The 16,217-nt window shown below is 62.7% G+C and carries 17 protein-coding genes and 1 tRNA gene; 8 read left to right on the plus strand and 10 right to left on the minus strand.

Annotation, left to right across the window (positions count from 1 at the left end):
- Nucleotides 1-167 precede the first annotated feature (167 nt).
- Together BTO02_RS14885 and BTO02_RS14890 are read left to right on the plus strand one after the other, a co-directional pair.
- Nucleotides 168-497: a DUF2288 domain-containing protein gene (locus tag BTO02_RS14885; RefSeq protein ID WP_075157688.1), complete on the plus strand. Its 330-nt coding sequence runs from the start codon at nucleotides 168-170 to the stop codon at nucleotides 495-497.
- A 51-nt stretch (nucleotides 498-548) separates the two neighbouring features.
- Nucleotides 549-1,916, plus strand: coding sequence for an MATE family efflux transporter (locus BTO02_RS14890; RefSeq protein WP_075157689.1), 1,368 nt, complete (start codon nucleotides 549-551; stop codon nucleotides 1,914-1,916).
- Between the two features lie 57 nt (nucleotides 1,917-1,973).
- Here BTO02_RS14890 and BTO02_RS34795 read toward each other — a convergent pair whose 3' ends face one another.
- The gene (locus tag BTO02_RS34795) at nucleotides 1,974-2,144 is read right to left on the minus strand and encodes a hypothetical protein (protein ID WP_198039147.1); all 171 of its coding nucleotides are present in this window, start codon (nucleotides 2,142-2,144) and stop codon (nucleotides 1,974-1,976) included.
- Between the two features lie 199 nt (nucleotides 2,145-2,343).
- Here BTO02_RS34795 and BTO02_RS34800 point away from each other — a divergent pair, with 199 nt between their 5' ends.
- The 3 genes from BTO02_RS34800 (at nucleotide 2,344) to BTO02_RS14900 (ending at nucleotide 3,215) form a co-directional block, all read left to right on the plus strand.
- Nucleotides 2,344-2,517: a hypothetical protein gene (locus BTO02_RS34800; protein ID WP_198039148.1), complete on the plus strand. Its 174-nt coding sequence runs from the start codon at nucleotides 2,344-2,346 to the stop codon at nucleotides 2,515-2,517.
- A 326-nt stretch (nucleotides 2,518-2,843) separates the two neighbouring features.
- Nucleotides 2,844-3,002 carry a DUF3309 family protein gene (locus tag BTO02_RS14895; protein ID WP_075157690.1) on the plus strand — a complete coding sequence of 53 codons (159 nt, stop codon included), beginning with the start codon at nucleotides 2,844-2,846 and terminating at the stop codon, nucleotides 3,000-3,002.
- Between the two features lie 136 nt (nucleotides 3,003-3,138).
- Nucleotides 3,139-3,215, plus strand: a tRNA-Pro gene (locus BTO02_RS14900).
- A 6-nt stretch (nucleotides 3,216-3,221) separates the two neighbouring features.
- Here BTO02_RS14900 and BTO02_RS14905 read toward each other — a convergent pair.
- Nucleotides 3,222-3,452 carry a hypothetical protein gene (locus BTO02_RS14905; RefSeq protein ID WP_075157691.1) on the minus strand — a complete coding sequence of 77 codons (231 nt, stop codon included), beginning with the start codon at nucleotides 3,450-3,452 and terminating at the stop codon, nucleotides 3,222-3,224.
- 3 nt (nucleotides 3,453-3,455) lie between these two features.
- Here BTO02_RS14905 and BTO02_RS14910 point away from each other — a divergent pair, with 3 nt between their 5' ends.
- Both BTO02_RS14910 and BTO02_RS14915 read left to right on the plus strand, forming a co-directional pair.
- Nucleotides 3,456-3,914: a SixA phosphatase family protein gene (locus BTO02_RS14910; protein WP_075157692.1), complete on the plus strand. Its 459-nt coding sequence runs from the start codon at nucleotides 3,456-3,458 to the stop codon at nucleotides 3,912-3,914.
- A 170-nt stretch (nucleotides 3,915-4,084) separates the two neighbouring features.
- On the plus strand, nucleotides 4,085-4,903 hold the full coding sequence (locus BTO02_RS14915) for a GNAT family N-acetyltransferase (protein WP_075157693.1): 819 nt from the start codon (nucleotides 4,085-4,087) through the stop codon (nucleotides 4,901-4,903).
- Between the two features lie 275 nt (nucleotides 4,904-5,178).
- Here the strand turns inward: BTO02_RS14915 and ppx are convergent, their stop codons facing one another.
- Nucleotides 5,179-6,690 (minus strand): exopolyphosphatase, encoded by a 1,512-nt coding sequence (ppx, locus tag BTO02_RS14920; protein ID WP_156883834.1) that lies wholly within the window; start codon nucleotides 6,688-6,690, stop codon nucleotides 5,179-5,181.
- 269 nt (nucleotides 6,691-6,959) lie between these two features.
- Here ppx and ppk1 point away from each other — a divergent pair, with 269 nt between their 5' ends.
- Complete coding sequence (gene ppk1, locus BTO02_RS14925; protein WP_075157694.1) at nucleotides 6,960-9,023, plus strand: polyphosphate kinase 1; 2,064 nt, start codon at nucleotides 6,960-6,962, stop codon at nucleotides 9,021-9,023.
- Between the two features lie 71 nt (nucleotides 9,024-9,094).
- Here ppk1 and phoR read toward each other — a convergent pair whose 3' ends face one another.
- The 7 genes from phoR to pstS all read right to left on the minus strand — a co-directional run bounded on the left by phoR (nucleotide 9,095) and on the right by pstS (nucleotide 16,122).
- Entirely contained in the window at nucleotides 9,095-10,408 is a 1,314-nt protein-coding gene (gene phoR / locus BTO02_RS14930) for a phosphate regulon sensor histidine kinase PhoR (protein ID WP_075157695.1), read from the minus strand.
- 130 nt (nucleotides 10,409-10,538) lie between these two features.
- On the minus strand, nucleotides 10,539-11,240 hold the full coding sequence (gene phoB, locus BTO02_RS14935; protein WP_075157696.1) for a phosphate regulon transcriptional regulator PhoB: 702 nt from the start codon (nucleotides 11,238-11,240) through the stop codon (nucleotides 10,539-10,541).
- A 73-nt stretch (nucleotides 11,241-11,313) separates the two neighbouring features.
- Complete coding sequence (gene phoU, locus BTO02_RS14940; protein WP_075157697.1) at nucleotides 11,314-12,018, minus strand: phosphate signaling complex protein PhoU; 705 nt, start codon at nucleotides 12,016-12,018, stop codon at nucleotides 11,314-11,316.
- 30 nt (nucleotides 12,019-12,048) lie between these two features.
- Nucleotides 12,049-12,897: a phosphate ABC transporter ATP-binding protein PstB gene (gene pstB / locus BTO02_RS14945; protein WP_075157698.1), complete on the minus strand. Its 849-nt coding sequence runs from the start codon at nucleotides 12,895-12,897 to the stop codon at nucleotides 12,049-12,051.
- Nucleotides 12,898-12,912: 15 nt separating this feature from the next.
- The gene (gene pstA / locus BTO02_RS14950; protein ID WP_075157699.1) at nucleotides 12,913-13,806 is read right to left on the minus strand and encodes a phosphate ABC transporter permease PstA; all 894 of its coding nucleotides are present in this window, start codon (nucleotides 13,804-13,806) and stop codon (nucleotides 12,913-12,915) included.
- The gene (pstC, locus tag BTO02_RS14955) at nucleotides 13,803-14,792 is read right to left on the minus strand and encodes a phosphate ABC transporter permease PstC (RefSeq protein WP_075157700.1); all 990 of its coding nucleotides are present in this window, start codon (nucleotides 14,790-14,792) and stop codon (nucleotides 13,803-13,805) included. Before pstC ends, pstA begins: the two co-directional genes overlap by 4 nt.
- Before the next feature lie 292 nt (nucleotides 14,793-15,084).
- The gene (pstS, locus tag BTO02_RS14960) at nucleotides 15,085-16,122 is read right to left on the minus strand and encodes a phosphate ABC transporter substrate-binding protein PstS (protein ID WP_075157701.1); all 1,038 of its coding nucleotides are present in this window, start codon (nucleotides 16,120-16,122) and stop codon (nucleotides 15,085-15,087) included.
- Between the last annotated feature and the right edge of the window lie 95 nt (nucleotides 16,123-16,217).

Consider the following 16,217-nt stretch of genomic DNA (forward strand, 5'->3'; position numbering starts at 1 on the left):
GCATTTGATTCGCGCCGGTTCGCTGCGCGAGGCGACGCGACCGGAATGGCCGAGCGTGTGACCACGCAATCGACTGTTGAGCTAGGCACGATGGTTTATAGTAACGACCGCAAGTCTGCAATCGGTTCCCACACTGCCCACATGGGCCACGCTTCCCGCGCATTCCGATGACCTCCCCCACCTCCCCCGATACACCGCAAGGCCCGTCGCAAAGTCCGCTCTACGCCAAGCTGCTCGGCGAAACCGCAAAGATCGGCTGGTCGGAACTCGAGCGTTTCTTCGCGCGTGGAATGCTGCTGCACGTAGCACGCGATCTCGACCTCGTGAGCGTTGCCGAGGCGATCGCCAACGACGATACCGAACAGGTCACCCGGTGGCTCGCGTCCGGGCTTGTCGAACGCGCGCAGGCGAACACGGCCGCCGACTTCGCCGCGCGCGACCCGGAGCTGTGGGCAGTCGTCGTCTCGCCCTGGGTTTGCGTGCAGGAGCGCGGTTGAATGCGCGTCAGCTTCGGCACGGTTGATCCACGCGTCAATGCGGCCTGACAGTTGAACGCCGCCGCACATGACGCGCAGTCATCATCGAGTGCGCCCGCGTTGCCGGTGCGTTGGCATCGACGCGTACTCGGGCTCGCGTTTCCGATCGTGCTTGCCAATCTGACGCAACCGATCCTCGGCGCGGTCGATACGGCGGTCGCCGGCCATCTGGCAAACCCCTCGTATCTCGGCGGCGTCGCGCTCGGCGGGCTCTTCTTCAACTTCGTGTTCTGGGGCTTCGGCTTTCTGCGCATGGGCACGACCGGGCTCGTCGCGCAGGCGTTCGGCGCGGGCGACGGCGTGGGCGTGCGCAGCAATGTCGTCCGTGCACTGCTGCTCGCGTTCGCGATCGGTGCTGCGGTGCTCGCCGTGCAAATACCGTTGATCGAATACGCGATTCGCGGGCTCGGCGGCAGTGCGGCGGTACAGCAGCATGCGCGCGCGTACTGTCACGCACGCATCTGGGCCGCGCCGTTCGCACTCGCGAATTATGTCGTGCTCGGCTGGCTGCTCGGCACGCAGCGCGTGCGACTCGCGCTCATCACGCAGGTGTTGATCAACACCGTCAACATTGCGGCCGTGCTGCTCTACGTATATCGCTTCGATTGGGGCGTGGCGGGCATCGGCGCCGCGACCGCGACCGCCGATGCGCTCGGCTTCGCATTCGGCGCATGGCTATTGTGGCGCATGCGGCCGCATGGCTTGCCGGCGCTTTCGCGCGGCGAGCTATTCGATGGCGCTGCGCTCAAACGTCTGATTTCGATCAATCGCGACATCTTCGTGCGCACGCTGTGCCTGTTGTCGTCGTACGCGTGGTTCACGCATCTTGGCGCGCGGCAGGGCGACGCGACGCTCGCCGCGAATGCACTGCTGCTCAACTTTCAGACCTTCATGTCGTACGGACTCGACGGCTTTGCGCATGCTGCCGAAGCGCTCGTCGGAGCGGCACTCGGCGCGCGCGATCGTCATGCGTTTCGCCGGGCGGTGCAAGTCACGCTGTTGTGGTCGGCGCTCGGCGCACTGGCGTTTTCGTTGGTCTACTGGATGGCGGGCGGCTGGGTCATCGCGCGGTTGACCGATCAGCCGGCCGTGCGCGAGTCCGCGAAAACGTATCTCGGCTGGGCCGCATTGTCGCCCGTCGTTTCGGTGTGGGGCTTTCTGCTCGACGGCGTCTTTATCGGGGCGACGCGCACGCGCGAACTGATGATGTCGATGGTCGTATCGCTTGCGGTGTTCGTTGCCGCGTCGTGGGCGTTGGCGGCCCCGGGCGGCAACCACGGATTGTGGGCTGCCCTGCTCGTTTTCATGGGCGCGCGCGGCATCACGCTCGCGCGCTACGTGCCGCGCATCACGCGCAGTATCGGACCCGAGACTGCGTAGGCCTTGAATGCTGTCGCGCACGGCAACGACGTGCCGCGCCGTGCGCGATGTCGGCACTTATTGGGACGTGGCATCCGGTGCGTTGATGATTTGCGGCGGCCGGTCGTCGGTCGGCACGCCGTGATAGTCCGGCGGATCTTGTGGCGGCGCGTGACGATGCAAGGTCACGTCATCGGCGCAGCCCGCGAGGGCCGAGAGTGTCAGGGCAAGCAGAAAAGTGCGCTTCATGGATATTCGCAGGCTCGACTCGAAACATTCAATGTGGGGTTAGAGTCTACCCGCAAAGGCCGTCATGCGATGGTCACCGTACGGCGGCCGCCTGCGTCGGGCGGCGCCTTGAATGCCGGTCGGCATTCGGTAGTCCGCGGCATCTGTCCTACTATGTAGAGAGACGTAGTCGGGGCCACGATGGCCCGAGGAGGCTGCCATGGATGCCGAATCAATCGCCGGTCTGGTCGGTCTTGGCGTGGGCTTGCTGGTGCTTGTCGCGCTATCGGTTTTCGAATCGAGAACTTATCGGCGCGAACACAATGGGGAAGGCATGATGCACCACTGGCTCGCCGAGCATCACGTGCTCGACTGGATGCATCGCAAGCATTAGGCGCTGCAACGCTTCGCTTTCGATACCCTCTTTTCGCGCGGCGCGCCTATCGCGTGGACCACGCGCCGCGCGCCGCCCTCCATGCTGGACTCTGCCGCGAAACTCCCGCGCGGCAGCGCGCGCAGCCCCGCACCGCACCACCGGACAGGCACACGCCTTGCTGGACGTCTGTCACTGGACGGCGCGGTTCGCCCACCACCGTGCCGTTGACCGATGTGCCGACCGGGGCGCGCAGGCGCGATTTTATGCGCCAGTGCGCGACGGTCGCGCGAAACACCGCGTGGGCGGGCCATAACGAGGCCATAGGCCATCAAGGGAGAAATAACATGACGCTCGGAACCATCTTGCTGATCGTGCTGATCCTGCTGCTGATCGGCGCCTTTCCCAGCTGGCCGTACAGCCGCGGCTGGGGTTACCAGCCGACCGGCATCATCGGTGTCGTGCTGGTCGTCGTGATCGTGCTGTTGCTGATGGGGACGATATAGCGGGTCCACGCGCGAAAAAGGTTGTCCCGACTCTTGCCTTGCGCGTCGGGCACACCCCCTTTTCGCGTGCACCCGACGCCACCACGATCCTGGATTTGACGCTCGGCACGAAAGCCGGATAGAATGCTCGGCTTGTCGGAGCGTAGCGCAGCCTGGTAGCGCATCTGATTTGGGATCAGAGGGTCGAAGGTTCGAATCCTTTCGCTCCGACCAAAGGAACTAGGCAAAGGAATCGAGGGTTTGGCTCGCGCCAAACCCTTTTTTCTTTTCTACTGCTTCATTTCCATCCGGCGCAACATCAAGCGCAACGCAAATGGCTTCGTAGCCGATCCCCGCACCACCCTCCCCGTACCCCTTCCTTGCATTCGCGGCATCCCGCATGCGACATTGCTTGCGACCGACCGCATCGAAGCTCGCTTCAGGAAACGCAATCAAGCTTATGGGAGGCATGCAATGAACCTGATTCTCTGGCGTCACGCCGAAGCGGAAGACACCGCCGCCAACGATCTCGCCCGCCAACTGACGTCGCGCGGCCGCAAGCAGGCGCAGGCCGGCGCGAAATGGCTGCGCAGCCGTCTCGATAACGACGCGGTGATTCTCGTTAGCCCCGCCACGCGCACCATTCAGACCGTCGAAGCGCTGACCGACCAGTACCGCGTGGTCCGCGAGATCGCACCGGACGCGAGCGCGTCCGACGTGCTCGGCGCTGCCGGCTGGCCCGACGGCGTCGCACCTACCATCGTCGTGGTCGGACATCAGCCGACGCTCGGGCACGTCGCGGCGCGCCTGATCGCGAAGAGCGGCGAGAGCTGGGCGATCAGGAAAGGCGGCATCTGGTGGATCGAAAGCCGCGAGCGCAGCGGCGACCTGGAAGCCGTACTGCGCGCCGCGATCAGCCCCGATCTCATCTGATCTGCACGGATTTCATCGCACCACTACCCTTCTGGAAACCATACGAACAGGAGTGTGCCAACCTTACGCGAAGTCATCGAATCGTCACGGCATTGCCACGCGAACGTCACTGCTCGTTACTACATTGGCGGCAAAGCGGAATCCTCACCTTTTCGACCAGGAACGCCACAATGCGAGAACTGCCGACGCCCACTCTGCCCTTCGCTTCGATCCCGCTTGAGCCGCGCCGCCGTCTGCCACGCTCCGAGGAAACGGTCACCCCGCAACACCGCCTGCAAGTGTCGTGGGTACGCTCCGACGAGGAACTTCGCGAAGCGCAGCGTCTGCGTTACCGCGTGTTCGCCGACGAAATGGGAGCGCGTCTGTCGGGACCGACCGGCCTCGACGTCGACGCATTCGATGCATATTGCGACCACCTGACGGTCCGCGATCTCGACACGCTGCAAGTGGTCGGCACTTACCGTGCGCTGCCGCCGCATCAGGCGGCGCGCATCGGCCGCCTTTACGCGGAAGGCGAATTCGACGTGTCGCGGCTGACACATCTGCGCTCGAAAATGGTCGAGGTCGGCCGTTCATGCGTGCATGCCGACTACCGCAGCGGTTCGGTGATCATGTCGCTGTGGGCGGGCCTTGCCTCGTACATGCAGCACAACGGTTACGAGACGATGCTCGGCTGCGCGAGCGTGCCGATGGGCGATGGCGGCCACTACGCGGCGAATCTGTACAAGTCGTTGCGCGACTCGGAACTGACGGCGCCGGAATACCGTGCGTTCCCGCATACGCCGCTGCCGTACGACGATCTGCAAACAGGCGCGAAAGTCGCGCCGCCGCCGCTCATCAAAGGCTATCTGCGCCTGGGTGCCAGGATTTGCGGCGCGCCGGCCTGGGATCCGGACTTCAACGCAGCCGACTTCCTGACGCTCTTCCGCCTGTCGGAAATCAACGCACGCTACGCACGCCACTTCCTCGGCGACGCAATGCCGCGCTGACGCACCGTCAAGTGGAGCGCCGCTTGCCTGTCGCGCGTTCGCGGCAAGCAAGCGCTAACATCGCTCGCATGCAAAGGCGGATCCGTTAGCCAGAAAAATGCCGATCAAATGAAAAGGCCCAGCATTTAACCTGCTGGACCCTTTTGGCATTCCAATCCGGAAACGACAGGCAGATATCGCTCATTCATCCGCCCGTTTTTCCGTTCGTCCTCCGCTTAATCATCCGCTTAATCATCCGCTTAAGCATCCGCGCAGGCATTCTCTTACGCAGCCCTTTAGTCATCCGTATAAACGACCCGATACGGCGTGCGGATCTTCTCCCACTCAGCCGCTTCCTGGCTCAGGCTGTAGTCGGTCAGCGGATTGTTCGCCACCCATGCATTCGGCAGACGCACCTCGTACCCGCCATTCGCCTGCGCGACCGTGATGTCGGGCAGCCCGACATCGGCGCGGCGCCGGCACAGCAGCGCGGCAAGGCGCAGGCAGAACAGCAGCGGCCACTCCACGTCGCGCGTCTGCGCGAGCTTGCCGAGCTTGCCCACGTGGCCGAGCACGAGCGACGCGACACGCGCCTGATCGGTGCGCGAAAAACCCGGCATGTCGGCGTTGCTCGCGATATAGGCGGAATGCTTGTGATACGAGCTATGCGAGATCGACAGTCCGATTTCATGCAATGCAGCTGCCCAGCCGAGGAACATGCGGTTTTCTGCGCGGCGCTCCGCATCGGGCTCGTCGAGCTGATCGTAGAAGCGCACGGCCAGCTCGCCGATACGCCCGGCCTGTGCGCGATCGACGCCGTAGCGCCGCATAAACCCTTCGACGGTGATCGTGCGCATGTCCTGATGCTGCGAGCGCCCGAGCAGGTCATACAGCACGCCGAGGCGCAGCGCGCCGTCGGTCGTATCTACATACTCGATATCGAGCTCTTCGAACACGGCCAGCATGATCGACAGCCCGCCCGCGAGCACCGGAATGCGATCGGGTTTGAGCGCGATCAACTTCAGCCGGTTGACGTTTTCCGCCTTGATCAGCGCACGCTTCAGACGTTCGAGGCCGATCCGCGAAATGCCATGCGTGATGCCGGCATCGTTAAAGCCGTTCGCCTCGACCAGTTCCGCGAGCGCACGCGCGGTGCCCGACGAACCGATCGCCTGTTCCCAGCCGGTCTTCCTGTAGTCCGAGGAGATGATCTGGATTTCGCGCGACGCAGCGAGTTCCGCCTGACGCATCGTGTATTCGTCGACATTGCCGGCCGGAAAAAATGCACGGCTATGGCTCACGCAGCCGATATAGAGGCTTTCCATTTTGATCGGCGTGTAATGCGAGCCGATGATGAATTCCGTCGAGCCGCCGCCGATATCGACGACGAGCCGCTTGCCCGCGCTCGCCGGTACCGAGTGCGCGGCACCCGCGTAGATGAGCCGCGCTTCCTCGCGGCCCGCGATCACTTCGATCGGAAAACCGAGCGCCGCTTGCGCTTCGGTGAGAAATTCGCCCGCGTTCTTCGCGACGCGCAGCGTGTTGGTGGCCACGGCCCGCACATGATCGGGGTGAAAATCGCGCAACCGTTCGCCGAAGCGCCGCAGCGCATCCCAGCCACGCACCTGCGACGCACGATCGAGCATCTTGTCGCGCGACAGGCCCGCTGCAAGCCGCACCGGCTCGCGCAGCGCGTCGACCTGGTAGATCTGGCTGCCTGCGTCGGTTTCTTCGACGCGCCCCACGATCAGGCGGAAACTGTTCGAACCGAGGTCGACCGATGCGAGCAATGGCGGATTATTAGCCATCGGTTGTGAGCACTCCATGCGCGCGGACGAGATACTGCTGCTCACGCCCGCCCTGTTGAAAGGCGCCATTTTAAGCACACTGGTTCCCATCATGTCACCTCGCGGACGGACGTCCGGAACATGTTCGCAAATACCTGCGTCATATTTACGACACGTGGGTCAGATAGCGATAAAATTTGAGAGAAGTGTAAACGTCACAAAAATACCATCAATCTGTGAGAATTTCCGAGCGTCCTTTCGAATCCTATCGCGCATCATCGCCTCTGCCGATGTCCATCCGCTACCCTCTTCTGAATCGCGAGCTGGGCATTCTGGGTTTTAACGAGCGCGTCCTCGCTCAGGCCGCCGACCCGGCCGTCCCATTGCTCGAACGTCTACGCTTCATTTGCATCACCAGCAGCAATCTCGACGAGTTCTTTGAAATCCGCATGGCCGGATTGCAGGAACAGATGCGCGACAACCCCGGCGCGCTGTCGCCGGACGGCATGTCGCTGCAGCACGTGTACGATCTCGTCGCCGAACGCGCGCAAAAGCTCGTGCACCGCCAGTATGCAATGCTGCATGAGACGGTCCTGCCCGCGCTCGAAGACGAAGGCATTTACTTTCACGGCACCGAAGCGTGGAGCGACGCGCAAACGGAATGGGCGCGCAGCTATTTCGTCGACGAACTACTGCCGGTGCTCACGCCGATCGGCCTCGATCCCGCGCATCCTTTTCCGCGCGTGCTGAACAAGAGCCTGAACTTCGTCGTCGAGCTCGAAGGCAAGGATGCGTTCGGCCGCCAGGCGGTGATGGGCATCGTGCAAGCGCCGCGCGCGCTGCCGCGGCTCGTGCGGATGCCGCACGAACTGTCTGGCTATCCGCACGGTTTCGTGCTGTTGAGTTCGCTGATGCAGCGCTTCGTCAACGAGCTGTTCCCGAATCTCATGGTGCGCAGCTGCAACCAGTTTCGAATCACGCGTAATAGCGAGCTCTTCGTCGACGAGGACGAAATCACGAACTTGCGCGTCGCGCTGCAGGGCGAATTGCCGGCGCGGCATCTCGGCAACGCCGTGCGGCTCGAAGTATCGGCCGACACGCCCGCGCATCTGGTGCAGCGCCTGCTCGACGAAAGCAGCCTGTCGGAGAAGGACTGTTACCGCGTCGACGGCCCCGTGAATCTCGTACGGCTCATGCAGTTGCCCGAGATGGTCGACCGCCCCGACCTCAAGTTCGTCCCGCATATTCCGGCTACGCCGCCGCAAATCGGCACGAGCGCAAACCTGTTCGACGTGATCGATCAGGGCGACGTGCTGCTCCATCATCCGTACGAGAGTTTCCAGCCGGTGCTCGAGCTGCTGCTGCAGGCCGCGAAGGATCCGAACGTCGTCGCGATCAAGCAGACCATCTATCGCACCGGCACCGACTCGCCGCTGATGGACGCGCTGATGCAGGCCGCGCGCAACGGCAAGGAAGTGACCGTCGTCGTCGAACTGCTTGCGCGCTTCGACGAGGAAACCAACATCAACTGGGCCTCGCAGCTCGAAGCGGTCGGCGCGCATGTCGTCTACGGCGTCGTCGGCCATAAGTGCCACGCAAAGATGATGCTGATCGTGCGGCGCGTGTCCGAGGCCGGCAAATCGATGTTGAAACGCTATGTGCATCTCGGCACCGGCAATTACCATCCGCGCACCGCGCGTCTATACACCGACTTCGGCTTGATGACGGCCGATCAGAAGATCTGCGAAGACGTGCATCACGTATTCCAGCAATTGACCGGCATCGGCGGCGAACTGACATTGCATGAGCTGTGGCAATCGCCGTTCACGCTGCATCCGCGTCTTGTCGAAGCGATCCGCAACGAGGCCGAGCACGCGCGTGCCGGCAAGCGCGCACGCATCGTCGCGAAGATGAATGCGCTGCTCGAACCCACGGTGATCACCGAGTTGTACGAAGCGTCGCAGGCGGGCGTGAAGATCGATCTGATCGTGCGCGGCGTCTGTGCGTTGCAGCCGGGCGTGCCGGGCCTGTCGGAAAACATCACCGTGCGTTCGATCGTCGGGCGCTTTCTCGAACACCACCGCATCTTCTACTTCTACGACGGCGGCAGGGAGCAGGTCTACCTATCGAGCGCCGACTGGATGGATCGCAATTTCTTCCGGCGCGTCGAAGTCGCGTTTCCGATCAATAACCGGCGTCTGAAGCGGCGCGTCATTGCGGAGGGACTGTCGGCGTTCCTCGGCGACAACCAGGCCGCCTGGCTCATGCAAAGCGACGGCCACTATCGCCGGCGCCGGCCGGGCAAGTCGTCGCGCAACGCGCAGATGAGCCTGTTGACGAAGTTCTGTTCGTAGTCGGCGTAGCGGCGTAGCGGCATGGCAGCCGGTCCGGCCGGCTCGCTGGCGATCGGCTACCGGCTGCCCGTTCAGGCCGGTGCCGGCTGCCGGCGCGCAGTGCGGAACGCAGGAAAGCGCGCGGTGAACGTACTGCCGCGTCCCTCTTCGCTCTTCACTTCGAGTTGCGCGTCGTGCCGCTGCAGCACGTGCTTGACGATCGCGAGCCCGAGCCCCGTGCCGCCCGTATCGCGCGAACGGCTGCGGTCGACGCGATAGAAGCGCTCGGTCAGGCGCGGAATATCGGCGGCGGGAATCCCGAGGCCGCTATCGATAACCGAGAACGTAGCCTGCGCGCCATGCACGTGCCAGTTCACATGGATCGACCCGCCGTCGGGCGTATAACGGACCGCGTTCGTCACGAGATTGCCGAGCGCGCTCAATATCTCGGTCTCGACGCCGGTTACCGTCAGGCCTTCATCGATATCGAACGAAATGCGATGCCGGCCGGCCGATAGCGTTTCGGCATCGTCCTTCAGATGGCGCAACACCGCGCGCATATCGATCATCTGCTCGCTCGGCGGCTTGCCGTCGCCTTCGAGCGTCGCCAGCACCAGCAGATCGCGCACGATGTGCTGCATGCGCGACGCCTGCTGTTCCATCAGTTCGAGATAGCGCGCGCGTTCGGCATCGTTGAGCGGCAGCTCGCGCATCGTTTCGAGAAAACCGGAGAGCACCGTGAGCGGCGTCTTCAGCTCATGCGATACGTTCGCGACGAAGTCGCGGCGCATCGAGTCCGTACGCTCGAGCTCGGTGATGTCCTGCGACAGCACGAGCTTGCGATTTTCGCCGTAGGGAAACACCTGCACCGACAGCACGTTCTGCCGCCGCTCGCCCATGCCGCGCATGATCAGCATCTCTTCGTAATGGTGCGAGTTCAGGTAGCGGACGAAGTCGGGCTGGCGCACGAGATGCGTGATGTGCTGACGCAGATCGCGTTTCGCATCGAGCCCGAAATGCAGCTCGGAAATCGCGTTGCACCATTCGATCTGGTCATGATCGTCAAGCATCGCGACGCCGTTCGGCGATGCCTGGATCGCCTGAATAAAACGCGAGTGCTGCTGCTCGACCTGCCGCACCTGCGCGTGCCAGCGCTTCGCGAGCTTATGCAGCCGGTAGTAGATTTCGCCCCAGATGCCCGGCGCACTGGGCACTTCGCCGTACACCGGCGCGTCGAGCAGACGCCACAACTGCTGCTTGTGAAAGGTACTGAAGACGCCCTGCGCAAGCAGCACGACGATCGCGAGAATCAGCGCCGCCTTGACGCCCGCAACTGCACCGACCGCCACGCACAGAACAGCGAGCAACACGAGCGAAACAAGGGAGCGCGCCCAGATGATGTTCATGTTCAGCGATCGAAGAGTAACCGGGAGCTGCGCTTAAGGCGCGCGCAGCCAGCGCGTTCCATGCGTCTTTCGCCGATTGAAATTGAAAGCGCGTGGGTGACGCCAGGGTGCCTTAAGTGGCTTAAACGGCTTAAGCGCTTTTCGCGAGCCGATAACCGCTGCCGCGGACCGTTTCAATCATAGCATCGCAACCAGCCGGTTTAAGGGCAGCGCGCAGACGCTTGATATGCACGTCGACCGTCCGTTCTTCGACGAACACATGGTCGCCCCACACCTGGTCGAGCAGTTGCGTGCGGCTGTGCACGCGCTCCGGATGCGTCATGAAGAAGTGCAGCAGACGGAATTCGGTCGGGCCGAGATCGAGCTTGATCTCGCTGCCCTGCGCATGCGCGGCGACGCGGTGCGTGGACGGATCGAGCTTCAGTCCGTTGATCGCGACGACATCTTCGGTCAGTTGCGGCGCACGGCGGCGCAGCACCGCCTTGATGCGCGCCATCAGTTCCTTCGGCGAAAACGGCTTCGTCACGTAGTCGTCGGCGCCGATTTCAAGGCCGAGCACCTTGTCCTGCTCATCGCCGCGCGCGGTCAGCATGATGATCGGGATATGCTTCGTACGTTCGTTGTTACGCAGATCGCGGGCAAATGCAATGCCCGATTTGCCCGGCAACATCCAGTCGAGCAGGACGAGGTCGGGCAGCACGTCGCTGATCAGGTTTTGCGCCTGTTCCGCGTTGTACGCGCGGATCGGGCAGTGTCCTGCGTGTTGAAGATTGACCGAAATCAGTTCGGAAATCGCGGGTTCGTCTTCGATGATAAGAATACTGCTGGGCATCGGTGCCTCGTGAGCTCTTAACAGAAATCGATCAGGGGCTCAGCCGGGCACGCTAGCACGGGTGGCTAGCGTGTCAGCTGAGCGCCTCTCGCTCGAGCGCGTCGCGCGACTTGTGCCGTACGTCCGTGCCCTTCACGATGTAAATGATGAATTCCGCGATGTTCTTCGCGTGGTCGCCGATCCGTTCGATCGCTTTGGCGATGAACAGGAAATCGAGGCCCACCGAAATCGAACGCGGATCTTCGGTCATGTACGAGATCAGCTTGCGCACGAAGGCGCGGAATTCTTCGTCGATCGCCTTGTCGTCGCGCACGATCTGCGCGGCCGCGACCGTATCGAGACGCGCGAACGCATCGAGTGCGCGGCGCAGGATCGACACGGCCATTTCGCCCGACAGCTTGATCTCGGCGATATTGATCGTGCGCGACGCGCCGTCTTCCATCAGGCGCTTCGTGCGCTTCGCGATTTTCTCGGCTTCGTCGCCAGCGCGCTCGAGATTCGTGATCGTCTTCGAAATCGCGAGCAGGAGGCGCAGGTCGCGTGCGGCCGGCTGGCGGCGCGCGATGATGTTGCTGCACTCTTCGTCGATTTCGACTTCCATCACGTTCAGACGGTCTTCGGCCGCGATCACCTTCTCGGCGATCTCGAGGTCGAAGTTGTTGAGCGCGTTCATCGCGTCGACGATCTGCGCTTCGACGAGGCCGCCCATTTCGAGCACCTTCGACGAAAGCAGGTTCAGGTCGGCGTCGAACTGGCTGGACAGGTGTTTATCGGACATGGCGTGCTCCCTTCGCTTGGCTCGTTGCCATCAACCGAAACGGCCGGTGATGTAGTCTTCCGTTTCCTTACGTACCGGCTTGATAAAGATCTTTTCGGTGTCGCCGAACTCGATCAGTTCGCCCAGATACATATAAGCAGTGTAGTCCGAACAACGCGCGGCCTGCTGCATGTTGTGCGTCACGATCACCACCGTGTAATCGCTCTTCAGCTCGGCGATCAGCTCTTCGATACGGCCCGTGGAAATCGGGTCGAGCGCCGAGCACGGCTCGTCGAGCAGCAGCACTTCGGGGCGGATCGCAATGCCGCGCGCGATGCACAGACGCTGCTGCTGACCGCCGGACAGACCGTAACCGCTTTGGCCGAGTTTGTCCTTCACTTCGTTCCACAGCGCCGCTTTCGTGAGCGCCCATTCGACGCGGTCGTCCATTTCCGAGCGCGTGAGCGTCTCGAACATCTTCACGCCGAACGCGATGTTGTCGTAGATCGACATCGGAAACGGCGTCGGCTTCTGGAACACCATGCCGATGCGCGCGCGCAGCAGCGAGATGTCGCGCTTCGTCGTCAGCAGGTTCTCGCCGTCCATCAGGATTTCGCCTTCGGCGCGCTGCTCGGGATAGAGCGCGTACATCTTGTTGAACGTGCGCAGCAGCGTCGACTTGCCGCAACCCGACGGACCGATGAATGCGGTCACCTTGCCTTCGGGAATATGCAGGTTGATGTTCTTCAGCGCGTGATACTTGCCGTAGAAGAAGTTCAGGTTGTTGACTTCGATCTTGGGCCGCGAAGGCGCATGGGCCTGGCCGTTCCGGGCGGGATCGAAACCTGCCGGCGCGGCCGGACGTTCGACGGGATTCAGGTGACTTTCTGCCATGTTCATCGGATCGCTCCGCCCTTACTTATTCGAGAAGATCGTACGCGCGAGGATATTCAACCCAAGCACGCCGAGCGTAATGAGGAACACACCGGCCCATGCGAGCGACTGCCACTGCGCAAACGGGCTCATCGCGAACTTGAAGATCGTGACGGGCAGGTTCGCCATCGGCTGGTTCATGTCCCACGTGAAGAACTGATTCGACAGCGCCGTGAAGAGCAGCGGCGCGGTTTCGCCGGCAATACGCGCGACCGCGAGCAGCACGCCCGTCACGATGCCGGCGAGCGACGCCTTGAGCGTGATCGACAGCACCATCTTCCACTTCGGCGTGCCGAGTGCGAAGGCCGCTTCGCGCAGCGCGTTCGGCACGAGCTTCAGCATGTTCTCGGTCGTGCGGATCACGATCGGAATCTGCAGCAAACCAAGCGAGACGACACCGGCCCAGCCGCTGAAGTGCCCCATCTTCGCGACGACGAGCGCGTACACGAACAGACCGACGACGATCGACGGCGCCGACAGCAGGATGTCGTTGATAAAGCGCGTGATGCTCGCAAGCACACCCTTCTGGCCGTACTCGGCGAGATAGACGCCGGCCATGATGCCGATCGGCGTGCCGATCACGGTGGCGAGCACGCAGAGCAGCAAGCTGCCGACGATCGCGTTCGCGAGACCGCCGCCATCGGTATTCGGCGGCGGCGTCGACTGCGTAAAAAGATCGATCGACAGGCCGCCGACGCCCAGGCGCAGCGTCGTGTAGAGAATCCAGATCAGCCACAGCAGGCCGAATGCCATCGCCGCGAGCGACAGCGTGAGCGCCACCGCGTTGGTGATCCGGCGGCGCTTTTGCAGCTTGTTGCGGGTTCTTTCGAGCGTGGCCGCGTCGGCCATGCCGGGCATGTTCAGAGGCTGGCTCATCGCTTCGTGCCCTCCCCTTTCTCGAGACGCAGCAACATCAGTTTGGAAATCGCGAGCACGATGAAGGTGATCACGAACAGGATCAGACCGAGTTCCATCAGCGCCGCGGTGTGCAAGCCCGGGTCCGCTTCGGCGAACTCGTTGGCGAGTGCCGACGTGATGCTGTTGCCCGGCGAAAACAGCGATACGTTGTCGAGCAGGTTCGTGTTGCCGATCACGAACGTCACGGCCATCGTCTCGCCGAGCGCGCGGCCGAGGCCCAGCATGACACCGCCGATCACGCCGTTCTTCGTGAACGGCAGCACGATCTTCCACATCACTTCCCACGTCGTGCAGCCGATGCCGTATGCGGACTCCTTCAGCAGCACGGGCGTGACTTCGAATACGTCGCGCATCACCGATGCGATGTACGGGATGATCATGATCGCGAGAATCACGCCCGCGCAGAGAATGCCGATGCCGATCGGCGCGCCCCTGAACAGCGCACCGACGATCGGCACGCCCGAGAGCAGCGTGCCGAGCGGCTTCTCGAACCACGTCGCGAAGATCGGCGCAAACACGAGCAGACCCCACATGCCGTAGACGATCGAAGGAATCGCGGCGAGCAGTTCGATCGCGATGCCCAGCGGCCGGCGCAGCCACGCGGGAGACAATTCAGTGAGGAACAGCGCAATGCCGAAGCTGACCGGCACCGCGATAATGAGCGCGATGATCGACGTCGCGATCGTGCCGTAAATCGGCACCAGCGCGCCGAACTGCTCGGAAGGCGGATCCCAGTCGGCGGTCCAGAGGAAGCTCAGGCCGAACTTCTCGATGGTCGGCAATGACGCGATGATCAGCGACACAATAATGCCACCGAGCAGCAATAAGGTAACGATAGCGGCAAGCCGCGCAAGGCCGCCGAAGATAACGTCGCCGGTGCGGCTGGGCGCTTTCTGCTGCGCTGCGCTGCCTGGCGGGTTCGACACGATTGGAATGTCGGACATGGGAGCCTGTCGAAACTGTTTCCGGATGCCGCGCGGCAGGATGCCGGACAGCGTGTACTGCGGGTTACTGCACGCCCGCGCGTCGATGCAGGACGACTTGCCTACGCGCCGATGCCAACCTGACGGCCAACCAGTACCTCGGCCGATCTTCCTGCGTCAACTTACGCGAAACGACGCGGCTGCGCCTGGCGCCGCGCAGTGTACCGCGCAGCCTGTCGACGGATGTGCTCCGCGGCGTCTGGTCGAGCCGGAATGCGCGATTCGCATTCCGGCTTCGCTACCTCGGTTCAGCTTACTCCGCTGCGAGCGACTTGCCCGAAGCGTCCTTCACTTTCGTCTTCCACTGCGACTTGATCTGGTCCACCACCGATTGCGGCAGCGAGATGTAGTCGAGATCCGCAGCAGCCTGGCCGCCGTTCTTGAACGCCCAGTCGAAGAACTTCAGCGTTTCCGCGCCTTCCGACGGCTTGTCCTGCGTCGTATGCAGCAGCACGAACGTCGCGCCGACGACCGGCCATGCGTCCTTGCCCGGCTCGTTCGTCAGGATCTGATAGAACGTCTTCGACCAGTCGGCGCCGGCTGCGGCTGCCTTGAAGGTTTCCGTCTTCGGCTCGACCACCGCGCCCGACTCGTTCTTCATGGCCGTGTACGTCATATGGTTCTGCTTCGCGTAGGCCCACTCGACATAGCCGATCGCGCCCGGCAGACGCTGCACGAACGCCGCGACGCCGTCGTTACCCTTGCCGCCCGTGCCCGTCGGCCAGTTGACCGTCGTGCCTTCGCCGACCTTCGTCTTCCACTCGTTGTTGACCTTCGACAGGTAGTTCGACCAGATGAAGGTCGTGCCCGAACCGTCCGCGCGGCGCACCACGGCGATGTCCGTATCCGGCAGCTTGACCTTCGGGTTCAGCGCGGCGATTGCCGGGTCGTTCCACTTCTTGATCTTGCCCAGATAGATGTCGCCGAGCACTTCGCCCGACAGCACGAGTTCGCCAGCCTTGATGCCCGGCAGGTTGACAGCTGCCACGACGCCGCCGACGACCGTCGGGAACTGGAAAAGACCGTCTTTCGAGAGTTCGTCATCCTTCAGCGGCGCATCCGAACCGGCGAAGTCGACCGTCTTTGCAATGATCTGCTTGATACCACCGGAGGAACCGATGCCCTGGTAGTTGACCTTGCCGCCACCGCTCTTTTGATAGGCGTCTGCCCATTTCGTGTAAATCGGTGCTGCAAAGGTGCTGCCCGCGCCGGTAATATCCGTTGCTGCATGCGCTGCGATCGCGAAGAGCGCGCCAGCAATGCCAGCGAACGCGGTTTGCATCAATTTCATGAGACCTCCAGTGGTGTGAGCGGATGACACGACACCGCGAAGAATAGGGTCTCCCTGTGACAGTAATGTGACTGTCCGTGAAACTCGCGTGACAA

The organism is Paraburkholderia sp. SOS3 (assembly GCF_001922345.1).
In the GTDB taxonomy this organism is placed as follows: domain Bacteria; phylum Pseudomonadota; class Gammaproteobacteria; order Burkholderiales; family Burkholderiaceae; genus Paraburkholderia.

What these genes read in the sequence shown, in the direction of transcription:
- BTO02_RS14885 (WP_075157688.1), top strand. Translation starts at nt 168, where the DNA reads ATGACCTCCCCCACCTCCCCCGATACACCGCAAGGCCCGTCGCAAAGT.
- BTO02_RS34795 (WP_198039147.1), bottom strand. Translation starts at nt 2,144, where the DNA reads ATGAAGCGCACTTTTCTGCTTGCCCTGACACTCTCGGCCCTCGCGGGC.
- BTO02_RS34800 (WP_198039148.1), top strand. Translation starts at nt 2,344, where the DNA reads ATGGATGCCGAATCAATCGCCGGTCTGGTCGGTCTTGGCGTGGGCTTG.
- BTO02_RS14895 (WP_075157690.1), top strand. Translation starts at nt 2,844, where the DNA reads ATGACGCTCGGAACCATCTTGCTGATCGTGCTGATCCTGCTGCTGATC.
- BTO02_RS14905 (WP_075157691.1), bottom strand. Translation starts at nt 3,452, where the DNA reads ATGCCTCCCATAAGCTTGATTGCGTTTCCTGAAGCGAGCTTCGATGCG.
- BTO02_RS14910 (WP_075157692.1), top strand. Translation starts at nt 3,456, where the DNA reads ATGAACCTGATTCTCTGGCGTCACGCCGAAGCGGAAGACACCGCCGCC.
- BTO02_RS14915 (WP_075157693.1), top strand. Translation starts at nt 4,085, where the DNA reads ATGCGAGAACTGCCGACGCCCACTCTGCCCTTCGCTTCGATCCCGCTT.
- ppx (WP_156883834.1), bottom strand. Translation starts at nt 6,690, where the DNA reads ATGGCTAATAATCCGCCATTGCTCGCATCGGTCGACCTCGGTTCGAAC.
- ppk1 (WP_075157694.1), top strand. Translation starts at nt 6,960, where the DNA reads ATGTCCATCCGCTACCCTCTTCTGAATCGCGAGCTGGGCATTCTGGGT.
- phoR (WP_075157695.1), bottom strand. Translation starts at nt 10,408, where the DNA reads ATGAACATCATCTGGGCGCGCTCCCTTGTTTCGCTCGTGTTGCTCGCT.
- phoB (WP_075157696.1), bottom strand. Translation starts at nt 11,240, where the DNA reads ATGCCCAGCAGTATTCTTATCATCGAAGACGAACCCGCGATTTCCGAA.
- phoU (WP_075157697.1), bottom strand. Translation starts at nt 12,018, where the DNA reads ATGTCCGATAAACACCTGTCCAGCCAGTTCGACGCCGACCTGAACCTG.
- pstB (WP_075157698.1), bottom strand. Translation starts at nt 12,897, where the DNA reads ATGAACATGGCAGAAAGTCACCTGAATCCCGTCGAACGTCCGGCCGCG.
- pstA (WP_075157699.1), bottom strand. Translation starts at nt 13,806, where the DNA reads ATGAGCCAGCCTCTGAACATGCCCGGCATGGCCGACGCGGCCACGCTC.
- pstC (WP_075157700.1), bottom strand. Translation starts at nt 14,792, where the DNA reads ATGTCCGACATTCCAATCGTGTCGAACCCGCCAGGCAGCGCAGCGCAG.
- pstS (WP_075157701.1), bottom strand. Translation starts at nt 16,122, where the DNA reads ATGAAATTGATGCAAACCGCGTTCGCTGGCATTGCTGGCGCGCTCTTC.